The organism is Niabella beijingensis, from assembly GCF_020034665.1.
GTDB classification, from domain to species: Bacteria; Bacteroidota; Bacteroidia; order Chitinophagales; family Chitinophagaceae; genus Niabella; species Niabella beijingensis.
Genome location: NZ_JAIQDI010000002.1, coordinates 531,498 through 546,038, shown reverse-complemented (window position 1 = coordinate 546,038; position 14,541 = coordinate 531,498). Strand labels below are relative to the sequence as shown.

Annotated in this window: 10 protein-coding genes; all 10 read right to left on the bottom strand. The window is 49.7% G+C overall.

Features of this window, described 5'->3' with window-relative positions; translation table 11 throughout:
- Window positions 1–25 precede the first annotated feature (25 nt).
- Window positions 26–3,181 carry a SusC/RagA family TonB-linked outer membrane protein gene (locus K7B07_RS18380; protein WP_223711991.1) on the bottom strand — a complete coding sequence of 1,052 codons (3,156 nt, stop codon included), beginning with the start codon at window positions 3,179–3,181 and terminating at the stop codon, window positions 26–28.
- A 335-nt stretch (window positions 3,182–3,516) separates the two neighbouring features.
- A complete protein-coding gene (locus tag K7B07_RS18375; RefSeq protein WP_223711990.1) occupies window positions 3,517–5,316 on the bottom strand; it encodes a sialidase family protein in 1,800 nt (599 codons plus the stop codon).
- 141 nt (window positions 5,317–5,457) lie between these two features.
- A complete protein-coding gene (locus K7B07_RS18370; protein WP_223711989.1) occupies window positions 5,458–6,828 on the bottom strand; it encodes an NAD-dependent succinate-semialdehyde dehydrogenase in 1,371 nt (456 codons plus the stop codon).
- Between the two features lie 12 nt (window positions 6,829–6,840).
- Window positions 6,841–7,620, bottom strand: coding sequence for an SDR family oxidoreductase (locus K7B07_RS18365; protein WP_223711988.1), 780 nt, complete (start codon window positions 7,618–7,620; stop codon window positions 6,841–6,843).
- 2 nt (window positions 7,621–7,622) lie between these two features.
- On the bottom strand, window positions 7,623–8,543 hold the full coding sequence (locus K7B07_RS18360) for a Gfo/Idh/MocA family protein (protein ID WP_223711987.1): 921 nt from the start codon (window positions 8,541–8,543) through the stop codon (window positions 7,623–7,625).
- A gap of 55 nt (window positions 8,544–8,598) precedes the next feature.
- Window positions 8,599–9,555, bottom strand: coding sequence for an aldo/keto reductase (locus K7B07_RS18355; RefSeq protein ID WP_223711986.1), 957 nt, complete (start codon window positions 9,553–9,555; stop codon window positions 8,599–8,601).
- A 15-nt stretch (window positions 9,556–9,570) separates the two neighbouring features.
- Window positions 9,571–10,914 carry an FGGY-family carbohydrate kinase gene (locus K7B07_RS18350; RefSeq protein ID WP_223711985.1) on the bottom strand — a complete coding sequence of 448 codons (1,344 nt, stop codon included), beginning with the start codon at window positions 10,912–10,914 and terminating at the stop codon, window positions 9,571–9,573.
- Window position 10,915: 1 nt separating this feature from the next.
- Window positions 10,916–12,226: a neutral/alkaline non-lysosomal ceramidase N-terminal domain-containing protein gene (locus K7B07_RS18345; RefSeq protein WP_223711984.1), complete on the bottom strand. Its 1,311-nt coding sequence runs from the start codon at window positions 12,224–12,226 to the stop codon at window positions 10,916–10,918.
- A gap of 127 nt (window positions 12,227–12,353) precedes the next feature.
- Window positions 12,354–13,286, bottom strand: a complete 933-nt coding sequence (locus tag K7B07_RS18340) for a 6-phosphogluconolactonase (RefSeq protein WP_223711983.1) — start codon at window positions 13,284–13,286, stop codon at window positions 12,354–12,356.
- Between the two features lie 19 nt (window positions 13,287–13,305).
- Window positions 13,306–14,535, bottom strand: a complete 1,230-nt coding sequence (nagA, locus tag K7B07_RS18335) for an N-acetylglucosamine-6-phosphate deacetylase (protein ID WP_223711982.1) — start codon at window positions 14,533–14,535, stop codon at window positions 13,306–13,308.
- Between the last annotated feature and the right edge of the window lie 6 nt (window positions 14,536–14,541).

The following is a 14,541-nucleotide window of genomic DNA, read 5'->3' as shown; positions in this document are numbered from 1 at the left end:
GGTTATTAAGCCTACTGTTTTTCCGCTAGAATGAAAGGTCTATGCCCGCAACAGCTGTAAATGGCCGGGGATAGGTAGAGTAATCAAAACCGGGAGTAAGTGCGGATGAAAAAGCCGACACTTCCGGATCATATCCCTTGTATCCAGTCAGCGTAAAAATGTTGTTTGTTGCAATGTAGATCCTGAGATTGCTGATCTTATACCGCGACAACATTTTCTGAGGCAGGGAATAGCCGAGGTTCACCGTTTTCAACCGCACAAAGGAGGCATCCTCCACGAACTGGGAGACATAATATTTATTGGTAGCCTGTCCCAGGGCCGGGATATCGGTGTCCTGGTTCGTCGGGCTCCAACGGTCCATGAATTCCCGGAATACATTCTGATAGGGCATGATACTGCCCCGGTTCTGGATTCCCAGACCGGTAGAGAACCACATACGGTTGGCGTTGATAACATTGGTGCCGTATGACCACTGGAAGAACAGGTTGAGGTCAAAATTCTTCCAGCGCAGATTATTGCTCCATCCGCCATAGTTTCCCGGATAGCCATTACCGATAATGGTCTGGTCATTTTCATTGATGATCCCATCGTGATTGATATCCACGAATTTCATTCCGCCGGGCGCCGCGCTCCCCAGCGTATTTCTTGCCACTCCGGGCTTTAGTACATAGGAGCCGTTCGGCATCCGGTCAAAATCGCTGTATTGATAAAGGCCATCGGAAACCAGTCCGTATATCTGCCCAAGCGGTCCGCCGATCTTGGCAATATAGGCCGGAATGGGGCTGTAGTTGGCGTCCCAGTTAATGGTGCTGGTAATGCCGTCCTGTGTGGGGTCGCTCAGTTTGTTCAACCGGTTGCGGTTAAAACTGATATTAAAATTGGAGCTGTAAGAAAATTGTGCTGTTTTAATAAGCTGCGCATTAAGTGTTACTTCCAATCCGCGGTTGGAGATACTTGCAATATTGACAATAGAGCTGGTAAAGCCCATATTGGGCGGTAAAAGGGTTTGATAGAGTAGATTGTCCGTTCGCCGGTTATACAGATCCACGGTCAGGTTGAGTTTGTTTTCAAAAAAACCGAGGTCCAGACCCAGGTCCATTTGCTTGTTCACCTCCCATTTCAGATCCGGATTGGAGAGTGTCGTCTGAAGGATGCTCGAAGGCTGGTTGGAACCATTCAGGGAAAGGGGGCCACCTGTAACGCTGATCTGTGAATACGTTGCAAAATCGCTTACACGGTTGTTGCCTGTGGTTCCATAGGAAAAACGGATATTGCCATCGGAAAGAATCTTGTTCTTCGGAATAAATTTCTCATTGGTAAATTTCCATTTCACTGCTCCCGATGGGAAATAACCCCAGCGATTGGCTCCTACAAATTTGGAAGATCCGTCGGTACGGAAATTGAATGTAAGATAATATTTACTGCCATAATTATAAGCGCCGCTGACAATGCCGGATGCCATGGTATTATAGCTTACTGAAGCTACCGGCGGCAGGCGTACCTGTCCTGCATCGATGCCGCTTACACCCAGCAGATCGGTTGATAACTGTATACCCGTATACCCTGCCCCCCGGGACTCCACACGCTGGATATCCGTACCCAGTACTATATTGACACGATGCAGTTTATTAAAGGTCTTATCAAATGTAAGCAGATTGGTATTATTATAATAATCATACCGGTAGTTCACCACGCTTCCGTTTATCCCATTGGTATTACTGGGGATCTGCACCCCGGCCTGGGTATTGGGTCCGTTAAACTGATCTGCCCTTACAAAACGGTTATTGGCACTTCCTCTTAAGGTCAGTTTTAAAAACGGTGCAATCTTATAGTCCAGGAAAAGATTGGTAATGATATTATTGCTGATATTATTACGCACCTGGTTTTTCAGGTTGAGCAGCGGGTTGATCCGGTAGTCGGTTAGACTTCCATCCGGATCCTGGATCAACCCCAGCAACTGCTCGCTGCCCACCGTGGAAATGGGCGGATAAGAATATACATTGTAAAAAACAGCGTTCACCTGGCCACTCTGGGGATCGGTGCCTTTGATCAGGTTATTGGTGTAAGTAACAGTACCGCCCACTTTAAGACGTTTACCCACCTGCTGTTCCAATGATATTTTGCCCTGGTACCGGCGGAAAGAAGAGCCGATCATAACGCCATCCTGTGTAAAATAGTTGCCGGAAATGGAATACAATGTTCCGTTGGTGCCTCCCGTAAGACTGAGGGAATGATTTTGCTGCGCGCCGGTGCGAAATAGCTCTTTTTGCCAGTCGACACCCTGCACATGCCGGTAATCTTCCAGAACCTTGCCTCCTGATAAAAAAGCATTTCCCTGGTTATTGTAAGTGCTTACATCGGCCTGCAGTTGTACAAACTCAAACGCGTTCAGCAGTTTCATGTATTTTAGCACCTCACTGACCCCGTAGCTGCCGTTGTAAGTAATTTTCGGAAGTCCGCGTACGCCTTTTTTTGTTGTGATAACAATAACGCCGTTGGATCCTTTGGCGCCGTACAAAGCAGTGGCAGAAGCGTCTTTTAACACGGAGATGCTTTCGATGTTCTGCGGATCAATCATATTATTATCGGGGCTTTCTATCGCAAAGCCGTCGATCACGAATAGCGGAGCATTGGCCTGACTGATGGAGCTGACCCCGCGAATGATGATATCAATACCTGAACCCGGACGCCCGCTTTGGGAAGATACCTGTACTCCTGCAACCCGGCCTGCAAGAGCCTGTTCAAAAGAAGGCACCGGCGCCTTCTGAAGCTCTTCCATATTTACAGTACCAATAGCGCTGGTGAGGTCCTTCCGCAAGGTTGCCGTATACCCCGTTACCACCACTTCATTCATATTCGAAGAGTCCGGCTGCAGCAACACATTAATTGCATTACGGTTATTGATCTGCTGCACCTGACTTTTATACCCTACTGAAGAAAACTCCAGCACACCTGATCCGTCCGGAACGGTCAGCTGATACCGGCCGTCCTGATCGGAGACGGTACCGCGGTTCCCGCCCTTCAGCTGAACACTAACACCTGAAACGGTAAGCCCTTCCGTATTGGTGATCACCCCGGTGATCTTCTGCGCCTGCGCAATCCCATTAAGTGATGAGACTATCAAAATCAGCAATACAATACACCGGCCTGCCGCAACAAGGCAGCATCGATTAAAAACCATAAGCATTATTTTATTTTTACAGACAACCAATTATTGTTGCCATAAGGATGCACTTTGCATTCCTTTCTCACGCATTTTTGAAAATTGCTGCGGACCTGATGCGCCTGCAGACAGCAGTTATCTTTTCTCGTATTCACCGCACATGCTGAAGCATTACAGTATTACAGGCACTTTCACACGCTCATCGGGCAGATAAAAACAATTTTTTCACCGACGCGACTTCTTCAAATGGCAGTATCAAAGCTACTCCGTCCGGAGCTACATCATTAGTACTATTTTACAGGATCTGCTAAATTTTATGCGTTCTGCTGATGCAGCCGGCTACGTGGTATGATCTATTTCGCATCCGGTTTCCAAAAGGTGCCTCCTATAAAGTACTTACCAAAAAGATTGAAATAATATACGGTAAGTACTTTTCCGTCCTTCAGCTCTAGCGATTCAGGATAACCAACATCCCAGTTGATAAAATCGTTCCGGATCTGAACTTCCGTTGCGATATCCCAGGTGCGGCCGTTATCACTGCTGAAGCAGGCCCGGATACCGCCGGGCTGTGTATGACGCCCCTCGCGGATCCCATAGGTTGCCATAATGCGGCCATCCTTCAGTTCCACCAGGTCTACCGGGTGTCCGATCATATCCGTCTTCCACACCGGCACCCAGGTTTTACCGTTATCATCCGAATAGGTCATGTAGATCGCGCCTTCCGTTGCACCGTTCCGCAACGCCGCAATGATCCTTCCAGATCGGGTACGTACGATACCCGGTTCTACAAAACCTTTATGCGTACCACCGGGATCACCGGCAATCGTACTTACATATTTCCAGTGCTTTCCTTTGTCAGCTGACCGTATCAATACCGATCCGATATTTTTACTGTCTCCGTCAATACCGTATCCGATCACTCCCATTACCATAGAACCATCCGGCAGCTCCACCGGTGCATCCGTGGGTCCTTCCAATCCTTTAAAAGGCATATCTTTCAGATCAATAAAATGCGGTGCCGACCAGGTATTCCCGTTATCTGTGGACGTAATGATGTGCGCTCCCAGCCGCGGCCGGTTCAATTCGGGCAGTTTTTCTTTACCGTCCCAGTTGTAGATCCCGTCTGCTTTATAGAGATCATTGTAAAAAACACCCAGTACAATGGTGCCGTCTTTTAACTGGATGCCGCACCCTTCCCGCTCGTCAAGATCTTTAACAGCGCTTACTACCTGCCGGCCACCCCAGGTTTTTCCGTCATCTTTGGAACGCAGCATTACAATATCACCATCATTGGCAAAATGCTCGGTGGCTTCGCGTGTAAACAACAGGAGCTCCCCGTTCTGAAGCCGGATCAGATCGGCAGGATGCTCGTGCCGGTAACCGTTGGTATAAATGATTTGGTGTTCAAACCCGCTGCGTCCCAGCATTTCACTGTAGAGCTGGGTGGCCAGTATATGTGTTTGTTCGTTCAGCAGGTTCACATCCTTACGCAGTACTTCAACCTGGGAGGACAAGGAGGCTACAGTGGGTTTTTCCAGCACGTTCCGGTATTTTTTTATCATGAACCACCCATGCTCCCATGTCTTGAACGGCTGCTGCTGTACCTCAAGCACGACGGACTTCCCGGCTTCAACCGCCGAAGCCGGAACTGTTAACTGATAGATCCCGCTGTTTCCGTTCAGCTCAAATTGCCGGTGGGCGCTGGTATAAGGGAACTCTGTTCTCCGGGAAAGGTATTTTAATTCGTAGCCTCCTTCTTCCCATATAAAATCGCGTGTGGCGCCAATAAAAAATGTAAGGGCATAATGGCCGTTCACCAGCAGCTTTAACCGCGGCCCTTCTGAAAATGCTGCGGGTACCACCGCACTCGCTCCGATAAATGAAAAAGTGGTTCTTTTCTTTTCCGGAACGACCGCTGTACGCCAGGAAAGCCGGTTATCGCGCAGCTGACTTTCCGACCACCATCCCGCCGTCATATAGCCGGGGGTGGTTCCGCGAAAATCTCTTACAGGACGCGCACGGTTGGCGTCATAATGAAATACCACTGTATCAAATCCCTCTACCTGTTGCAGATCACTTTGTGCAGCTGAAGGCGGCACCAGGTAAAGCATCGCTGCAATAAGCAGCCCTTTTTTAGTCAACAATCGTTTCATCGCCGGGTTACTATTTGGTTTGTATTAAAAAAGTAAATCTAACCCGGTATTTTTTTTATTGCTGATATTATCGTATCGATTAATACTATTTTATTATGAAAGTAAATGACCGTGCAGGTGCTTTAACCGGTGGGCACGGCATTAGCGCCAGACCGTTTTAATATTCACAAACTCTTTGATACCAAAGCTGCCCAGCTCGCGCCCATAGCCGGATTGATTGATCCCCCCAAAGGGCACCCGCGGATCTGATTTGACAAACGTATTTACAAAACAGGCGCCGGCCTGTAAGGCTTCACGCGCAATGCGTTCGCCTTTTTTTATATCCTTTGTGAATACAGCGGCGCCTAACCCGAAACTGGTGTCATTGGCAATTTCTATAGCATGTGCTTCGTTACGTGCGGTGATCACACAGGCAACGGGACCAAAGAGTTCTTCCTGATAGCCGGTCATTCCTTTTTTGACACCTGTTAAGATCGTTGGCGTATAAAAAGCATGCCGCCCTTTGAATGCAGGAATCGTTCCGCCCAGGATGCAAACAGCACCTTCTTCTACATTTCTCAATACCTGCTGGTGCAATTCATCCCTCAGATCGGCACGGGACATCGGCCCCAGGGCTGTAGCGGGGTCCATAGGATCACCCAGCTGCCTGTTGCTCATTTTTTCTTTAAACAACCGGATGAATTCTTTTTCCACCTTCCTTACAACAATAAATCGCTTGGCAGCAATACAACTTTGCCCGTTATTGATCAGCCGGCTCTGTGCGCAAATGGTTGCCGCCAGCTCCAGGTCGGCATCTTCCAGGATCACATACGGATCACTGCCCCCGAGTTCAAGTACGGTCTTCTTTATCTGCCCACCAGCCTGCGCTGCCACCTGTTTTCCGGCTTCCGTGCTGCCCGTAAGCGTTACCGCTTTTACCAGCGGATGTTCAATAATTCCTTTTACAGACCTGCTGCCCACCAGCAGGGTCTGGAATACCCCTTTCGGAAAACCCGCCTTCAGCAGCACCTGCTCTATCGACAGCGCACAACCGGGTACGTTTGAAGCATGCTTCAGTAAACCGGTATTACCTGCCATCAGCGCCGGAGCGATAAAGCGGAAACACTGCCAGTAAGGAAAATTCCAGGGCATTACCGCCAGCACCACCCCTACCGGTTGATACGTAACAAAACTATTACGGGCGTCGGTCTTTATTTTTTCATCTTTTAAGAAGGCAGCACCATTTTTCGCATAATACTCACATACAGATGCACATTTTTCGATTTCCGCCACGCCATCTTTCAACGGCTTTCCCATTTCCTGTGCCATTAATACGGCCAGCGTTTTCTTTTGCTGCTGTAATACAGCAGCAGCTTTCAGTAGCAACCGTCCGCGTTCTTCAAAAGACGTGTTGCGCCATTTCAGCCATGCTTGGTGGCCTGCTTTAATTTTTCCGGCCACTGCAGCTGCCGTTTCTTCTTTATATTTCTTGATGATTTTCCCGTTCAGGGGATTGATCGATTGTATAGACATGTGCTGTTTTTTTTATGCATTGAGGCCGCCATCCATCAGGATATTTTCACCGTTGATATAGGCCCCGGCTTCGGAGGCCAGTAACACCATCAGGCCTTTTATATCATCATTGTTGGCCATCCTTCCCAAAGGTACTTTTTTTGTATAATTTTTCAGGAACTGTTCCGGCTGGTGATTAAACAATCCCCCGGGACTTACACAATTTACCCTTACATTTTTCCCGGCCATCATACGTGCCCAGTAACGCGTAAGATTGATCAGTCCGGCATTATGAAAATAATAATCCGGTGGCGGGCTTTGTGTCATCGACGTTCCTTCATAATTGGACAGATCCGGTCCGAACATCCCCATCATGGAAGCAATATTAACAATACTCCCGCCGCCGCTGGCGACAATAAGTGCTGTCATTTCCCGCATCAGGTCCACCATACCGGTAGCATTCACACGCATGGATTCCGCAAAGGTTTCCATAGGCGCGTCGTAAGTCGCCATGGGTCGGGCTACTGCATTGTTTACAAACACATGTAAAGCACCAAATTGTTTTTCAATCGCAATTTTCAGTGCCTTTATGGATGCCGGATCTCCCTGATCAAGCGGCAGCGCATGTACATCCAGTCCTCTTTCCTTTAGTTCCTGTACAAACGCTTCGTTGGTACTGAGATTGCGTGAAGCTGTGATGACCTTTCCGTCCGCTTCTGCCAGTCCTTCCACAATACATCGGCCATAGTTGCCGGCACCCCCGGTAACCAGAATGATCTTTTTCTTTAAGCTGAACAATTCTTTTATATGCATAATCAGTCCGTCATTATTTTAATACCGCCGCCGGCACGACTTTCCTGCGCGGCGATCAATATGTTCATAATCCGTTTTGTTTCTTCAAACGCGATCCGCGGGCGGCCCTCTTCAACAGACCGCACAAACTCGATGATATTATCGCGGAACATGGCATAGGAGTTTTTTATCTCCGCCATGCGCCAACCATTCTTACCAAATACCGATACCTGGAACGTTGGCGCAATATCCATAAATAAGTGCAGGGTGGCTTTGGATCCGTTTACGAATTCCAGGGTCACGATCTCCCTGCCTGCATCTCCTGTGTTGAGGACGGAACGGACACGGATTTCACCAATAACAGCAAACACGGCTTCCAGCATGTGCACCCCATACTTTATCCAGTCCTTTTTGCCAACAGCCGTGATCAGTTGTACCGGACCAAGATGGGGAAGTTCCTGGCGCAGCGCCCTGCATTCCCCCGCATAGCGCATAGAGGAGCACGACATAAAAAAACGCCCTTTTCCGGCCTGGGTGGCAAACCAATCCAGATCGGCGGCTGTAGCCGCCAGGGGCTTATCAATAAATAAAGGCACTCCCGCCTCAAGGAAGGGTGCCGCCATTGCCACATGCTGCTCCGGATCATCCCGGCAAAGAAGCACTGCATCTACCTTACCGGCCATCTCCTCCAGGGAACCTGCAATGTGTTCGATACCTGCCGCCTGTGCAATACTGGTGGCAATTTCCCGCTCCTGGGCCCATACATGGGTAACACGTGCCTGCGGAAGTCCGAGTGTTTCTTTATTGGCCTGCAGATAAGCCGCCACTGCGGGATAACCGATCCTTGTGATTTCAGCTGCATCAAACTGTCCGTTCACAATGGCAGACCAGGAATAAGGGTGTGCATTCCCTTCACTCATTCCGATCATTCCTAATTTAATCATCGTTTTATAATTTAAAGCGGCGTTCTTACAGAGCACACCGGTCATTTTATCCCGGTTATTTTAACCATCCCTGAACACTCCAGTGATGCAGGTTCAAAAAAGCAGGGTCTTTAAATGCTGCCCGCTGCGCCCGTTCAACCAGCTCCGGCTTCAGCGCATTTCCGGCTACTGCATCCAGGGCTTCCCGAAGGTATTCCGTCCTGTCGATCCCCACAAGTACAGAAGATATCTGGGGAAAAGACAACACAAATTTAGTGGCCAGCTGTGCCAGGCTTAATCCGGCAGCACGGGTCAGCGATCCATAGGAGTCAATATGCTCCTCCACGGCCTTCAGTGCGGGATGCAGCTGCGGCCTCCTGTTACTTAATAACCCTTTTAATAAAACAGAACGGATGACAATCCCCATCCCCTGCTGTTCCAGCCGTTCAAACAAAACAGACTGCCGTTGATCCATTAAATTAAAGGGCACCTGTACCACATCCCAGCCGCCGCTGTTGATCACGGCTGCCGTTTCCTGTGGAGTATAGGTGGATACCCCTGTGGCGCGGATCATCCCTTCCTTCTTATACTGTTCAAATAGTTTCTTTATCCCGGCATGCCGGATGATCTCGGTATCACTATCGTGCAGCATCAGCACATCCACATAGCCGGTTTGCAACGCTTCAAGACTGCCCATCAGCGATTGTTCGATGGCTGCTGTCAGTGCAGATTCACCCGGCAATGTGCCATCCTTCAGTCTCAGATGGGCGCATTTTGTTGCAATCACCACTTCCTCACGCCGCTCCCGGAATGCGTGCCCCAGCAATGCTTCGCTTTTTCCATACTCCCGGGCCGTATCAAAAAAATTAATCCCCCGATCCAGCGCATCCCTTAACAGCCGGATGGCTACCTCTTCCGGGAGCAGCTGCGATTCATCCTCAACCCCTATCCCGTAAGGAAGTCCCAGTGCTACCGTTCCGAAAGCTACCTCAGCCACCTCGATACCGGTATTGCCTAATTTTCGTTTTTTCATTTTCTGAAAGATACTTCATTCATCTGTCAACCAGGATCCCTGCACATCAAAAACTGATGCAAACATCCCGGCTCCCGCCGCTGCCACCATTGCAGCGCCCCTGCAGGCGGCCTCATTATTTTTATTCCGGTAAAAGCGGCGCCGGATCACCATTTCCTTAATCGTGCCCCACAGTGCGCTCTTCGCACCTCCCCCGGTTGAAAACACCGCACTGCTTTCCTGGGCTGTGTCTACTTTAGCAATGAGCTTTTTCAAACTGACTGCGGCCGATTCCATAATAGCCCGTATATAATACCCGTGATGAAAATGTTCCTGCGGGTTTAAGAACCCCTTTTTATCAGGATACAGGTTCGCACAGGGCAAAGCCTTAAGTCCTTCGCATCCTGCAGGAACGGTTGCTGCCAGTTCCAAGAGCTCTTCCAAGCTGTATGACGCGGCATAGGTCTCCCGGTACCATTCCAGCGCACCCGCCCCGTTTCGGTCGAAACACATTTTGAAATAAGCCCCTTGTTCCAGTGCCGGTGCCATGCACACTTCCTTTAACCGTTTTTTATTACGACTGTACAATACCGCGGCGATAACGGTTCCAGTTGATTCGCTGAGTTGAGCTTTTGTGCCGGTCCCGATACCAACAGCAGCCATATGATGATCCAAGCCGCCTGCAATGATACGAACACCGGATGGGAGCAGCAGCGGATTCCCCGGCCGGAGTGAGCCGCTATCCGTACCTACAGGACAAAGTGAAGAAAGTTGCGTCTCCTGGATCCCGGATGCAGCAAGGGCTTCCGGCCACCAGGTTTGTTGCTCCAGGTCCATCAATCCCAGTAACGATGCGGTACTCGTATCTATCAGCCGGCTCCCCGTTAAACAAAACATAAAATAATCCGGGAGGGTGAATAACATTGCTGCTTTACTCCACAGTTCAGGAGCATTTTCCTGGAACCATCTGCATTTACTGATACAGAAGCCGGATCCAAAGGGTATGCCGATACCGGTGACCTCCTGCCATTTTTCTTCTTTTGCAAATCGGGCCAGCGATCCATCCGCCGGTACCCGTTCGTCGGTCCAGAGGATCAGTGGCGTGAGTGGTTTCCCGCCGCTATCGGACAATAAAAAAGTATTGGCCTGCGAAGAATAAGCGATCGCCGCCAGTGTACTGCGACCGGCACCTGCCTCTTCAAAGGCACTGTTGATGCACTGGCGCAGCGATCGCCAGAAATCCGCGACCGTTAATTCCACCTGTGCACCCTGTATATATTTGGGTACCGTTGTTCTGCCTGAACCTACCAGTATGCCTTTTTCATCAAAAAGGCCGGCTTTAAAATAACTGGTTCCCATATCAATTCCCAGGAGTAACATATTATTCCAATGTCTTGATCAGTTCTTTTGTCCTTGTCACCAGCAATGCACCGCTGGATGCATCAAAAATGGCATTGGAGGCTTCATATACCCCCGCCGCTGCCGCATCCGCAGTAACAATATAACCCTGCAGTTCTCCGTTCACCAGAGTTATAACTGCAGCGTTCGGAAAATCTTCTTTTATTTCAAGGCCATATTCCACAAAGATCTCTCCCGGCCAGCCAATGAGCAGCAACGGCCCGATCTTAAAAATGAGAATTTCCGCTACCTCATTTTTCTGGTAGGACGACTCCAGTTTTCCTCCGGCGGCCAGCAGGGATAAATGCGCCATTTCTTTTGCACCGAACCAGTTTACTTCGGCAGAACGCACCTCCTGTACAGGCCTTCCTTCGGCAATGGCAGTATCCAGCACCTTCCTGCAAACCGTTACATATAATGCGGCATCCTCCTGCGAAGGGAACCGCTTGCGTATCAAAGTCACTTTATCCTGCAGCAACTTCAGTCCGATGGCTTCTTCGTACCGGGCCGTACGGGCACTTCTTGAGATGGCAGCCGCCAGGATGCCAGCCAGCCGCGCCGCTTCATCAAACGAATTAGAGCTGGTTACATGCCGCGGACTCTGATTTCCCGCTGTTCCCAGCTGAAACAGGAATACCGTTTCCGGGGAAAAATACTGCTGCTGTAACAACATCCGGGTGAGGCCGGGAAAATCGCCGCTGATCAGTGTCGAATCTTCATGCAGTACTGTTGGGTGCATACTGCAAACGACCATACAGGCAGTTACGAAGTCATCGGTTTTCCTGCGCACCAGCAGCACCGGTGCATTCAGATCAGCAGCAGCTTTCGGGTGGTGCCGGTTGGTACCGATGCCGGTTACATCCGCAATCCCAAACCCCACAACTGCGGCTTCCGCCGTCCGGATGGCCTGTCCTGCTGCCACGGGCAACTGCTTTTCTAAAAATGCAAGGTACTCCCGGTCGACAGGCTCTAACAACGCGTCGTGCGACCCCGCAATAAAAGTAACGGTGGCCGGACCGGAGTGCGTATGCGTGGCCGTTAGCATAATATGGCTTTGCGGTATGCCATATTGCTCCTGAAGGATGTTGCGTATCCGCGCCGCCGTTTCTTTTCCAATATAGATCAGGTCACAGGAAATAAAAAGCAGGGCAGTTCCTCCGGTTTCAATATAAAGCGCACTTGCCAGCAACTGATCATGCACACCGCTGCTTTTTCTTTCAACAAAAGGATAACCCGCCAGCTGCACTGATTGTTGCGGAGTAATATCTATGGCAAACGCCCCGGCTTTTATCATTGGAGAGTGGGGATTTGAGATTTGAGATTCGAGATTCGAGATTCGAGAATTGAGAATTGAGAAACGGGATTTGAGACTTGAGCCGTCTGCTTTTGCATGGGGTCAGCCCCTGTTTCACTGCTGATTGCTAATATCCCTTATTCCAGTCGGGTTCAATATCCATGGCGGCGGTCTCTGATACCAGCACATCGGTTCTGAGGGTTTGTAAGATGGATTCGGGGATCAGGGGTGTTACCGGACCGTGTAGTACAAGCCGGGTCATCAGTCGCTGCCAGGAGGTGGTAGTACCATGTACGGTGATGGAGTGGGTATCTACACGGTGTTTGGCCCGGATCACTTCTTTAGGACCGATAGTGGCGGCCTTTGGCGGTACAGCGGAAAGATCACCGCTTTTACCAAAGCTGCCGTGGAGGGAATTTTGCGCCAGTGTAAAAGGACTCAGGGTTACAATACGGGCACTCATCTCTTTCCAATCTTCCGGACTTCCGGCAAACTCAGGCGCATCGGGTTCTATAAATGCAAGGTGCCCCGTCCATCCTGGTCCGCTGTAGCACACATCTGCCCCGCCCAGATCTTCGATCATCTTTCCGTAATCACTGATGTTTTTATCTGTGAATCCCACAAACTGCTCCTTCGGAGGACGCAGCGCCGGGTCGATGCGATCGTAAAAATAATGGAACATTGCATGCGTGAATCCGTATTCCCATCCGGCTGGTGCGATCCTTCCATTTTCATCCGCGTATTCGTCCATTGCAAAGGCATAAATATTTTTACAGCTGACCTTGTTTGCATTGATCAGTCGTACCACATGCCGGTAAGAAGGACAGGGATTGGGTAGTATCAGTACCAGTTTCTGATTTTGCTGTGCCGCCTGCCAGATCCGTGTAAACAGGTCCGTCACCCACACAAATTCGACATCCGCATCGGGATAAACATGAATGCGGAAATCAGGATTGGAATGTTTTTCCATATCGGCTCTTTTAATAGCCCGTACCTTTTCGATCACCGCCTTATCTTTAAAGGGCACCCATTGCGATGCTTCAAACTGAAAGTCGTTCATAACTATATCATTTTACGTTTCACTTTTTACTTTTCACCTTTAGCTCTTCACTGTCTTTTAAAAACCGCTGTTGTCCCGAAACCCAGGACTGCAGCACATTGTATTCCGGATCCAGTACTACCAGATCGGCATCATAACCTGCAGTGATTTTTCCTTTTCGATCTGCCACACCCAATACCTTTGCGGGATTGCTGCTGGCCATCTTAACCGCCTGATGTAATTCAATGCCAAGATACCGCATCGCATTCCGCACAGCCTGATCCATGGTCAGTCCGCTGCCTGCAAGGGTATTGTCGGCCGTTTTACGCACCGGAGCTCCTTTATAAGCGATCTCCACTTCCCCGTTCTCACCAAAAATAAACCGGCCTGCATGCAAACCGGCTCCTATATTGGAGTCCGTGATCAGACAAACGGATCCCGGGCCATTGGATTTGCAGGCCAATGCCATTTTTACCGCGATCGGATCGACATGGACACCGTCCAGTATAAAGTCAACGCTGATCTGTTCATCAGCAAGGATGGCCTCAACGATCCCGCAGGGACGTACCCCCGGCTCCGTAACAGGCGGACAGGGAAACACGTCGTAAAAATGGGTGGCATGAGATGCCCCTAAAGCAATAGCGGCTTTTGTCTGCTCTACATTTGCCGCCGTGTGCGTCATAAACACCGGTGTATTATCCGCTGCCATTAACGGAATGATGTCCGCGATATCATCGAGGTCCGGAGAGATACTGAATACCGGACGGTAAGGTTTTGCCGCCTCAATCAATGCCTTAACCCGCCGGGGATCTGCCTTTGCTACCGTGTTCGCTACCAGGGAGCCCGTCAGCTTTATAAACGGTCCTTCAAGATGAAACCCCAGGATATTCGCCCCTGCAGATTGAACCGCAGCAAGTGTTTTCAGAAATGCGGTATCCTCTCCTTCCCTGCGGGGACATACCGTTGGTAAAAAACTTGTAATGCCATATTGAAGGATGAGCTGCGCAATCTGTTGCAGATCGCCCGGACCATTATCGATCAGGTATTCATGGATCCCGTGCATATGAAGGTCGATAAAACCGGGTACAACAAATGCGTCGCCCACATCGATCAGCGCTCCTGTTTCCTGTTCCCCATCCATCTGCGTATCTACCGAAAGGATTACACCGTTTTCAAACCGTACCACTGCTTTCTGAAAGCCGGTATCGGTCATTATATTTCCCTTCAGGCAGATCGTTTTTTTTGTTTGTAGTCCGGATATGGCTTGCATCTGTTA

Coding starts and splice junctions, on each gene's coding strand:
- K7B07_RS18380 (WP_223711991.1), bottom strand. CDS start 3,181: ATGGTTTTTAATCGATGCTGCCTTGTTGCGGCAGGCCGGTGTATTGTA.
- K7B07_RS18375 (WP_223711990.1), bottom strand. CDS start 5,316: ATGAAACGATTGTTGACTAAAAAAGGGCTGCTTATTGCAGCGATGCTT.
- K7B07_RS18370 (WP_223711989.1), bottom strand. CDS start 6,828: ATGTCTATACAATCGATCAATCCCCTGAACGGGAAAATCATCAAGAAA.
- K7B07_RS18365 (WP_223711988.1), bottom strand. CDS start 7,620: ATGCATATAAAAGAATTGTTCAGCTTAAAGAAAAAGATCATTCTGGTT.
- K7B07_RS18360 (WP_223711987.1), bottom strand. CDS start 8,543: ATGATTAAATTAGGAATGATCGGAATGAGTGAAGGGAATGCACACCCT.
- K7B07_RS18355 (WP_223711986.1), bottom strand. CDS start 9,555: ATGAAAAAACGAAAATTAGGCAATACCGGTATCGAGGTGGCTGAGGTA.
- K7B07_RS18350 (WP_223711985.1), bottom strand. CDS start 10,914: ATGTTACTCCTGGGAATTGATATGGGAACCAGTTATTTTAAAGCCGGC.
- K7B07_RS18345 (WP_223711984.1), bottom strand. CDS start 12,226: ATGATAAAAGCCGGGGCGTTTGCCATAGATATTACTCCGCAACAATCA.
- K7B07_RS18340 (WP_223711983.1), bottom strand. CDS start 13,286: ATGAACGACTTTCAGTTTGAAGCATCGCAATGGGTGCCCTTTAAAGAT.
- nagA (WP_223711982.1), bottom strand. CDS start 14,535: ATGCAAGCCATATCCGGACTACAAACAAAAAAAACGATCTGCCTGAAG.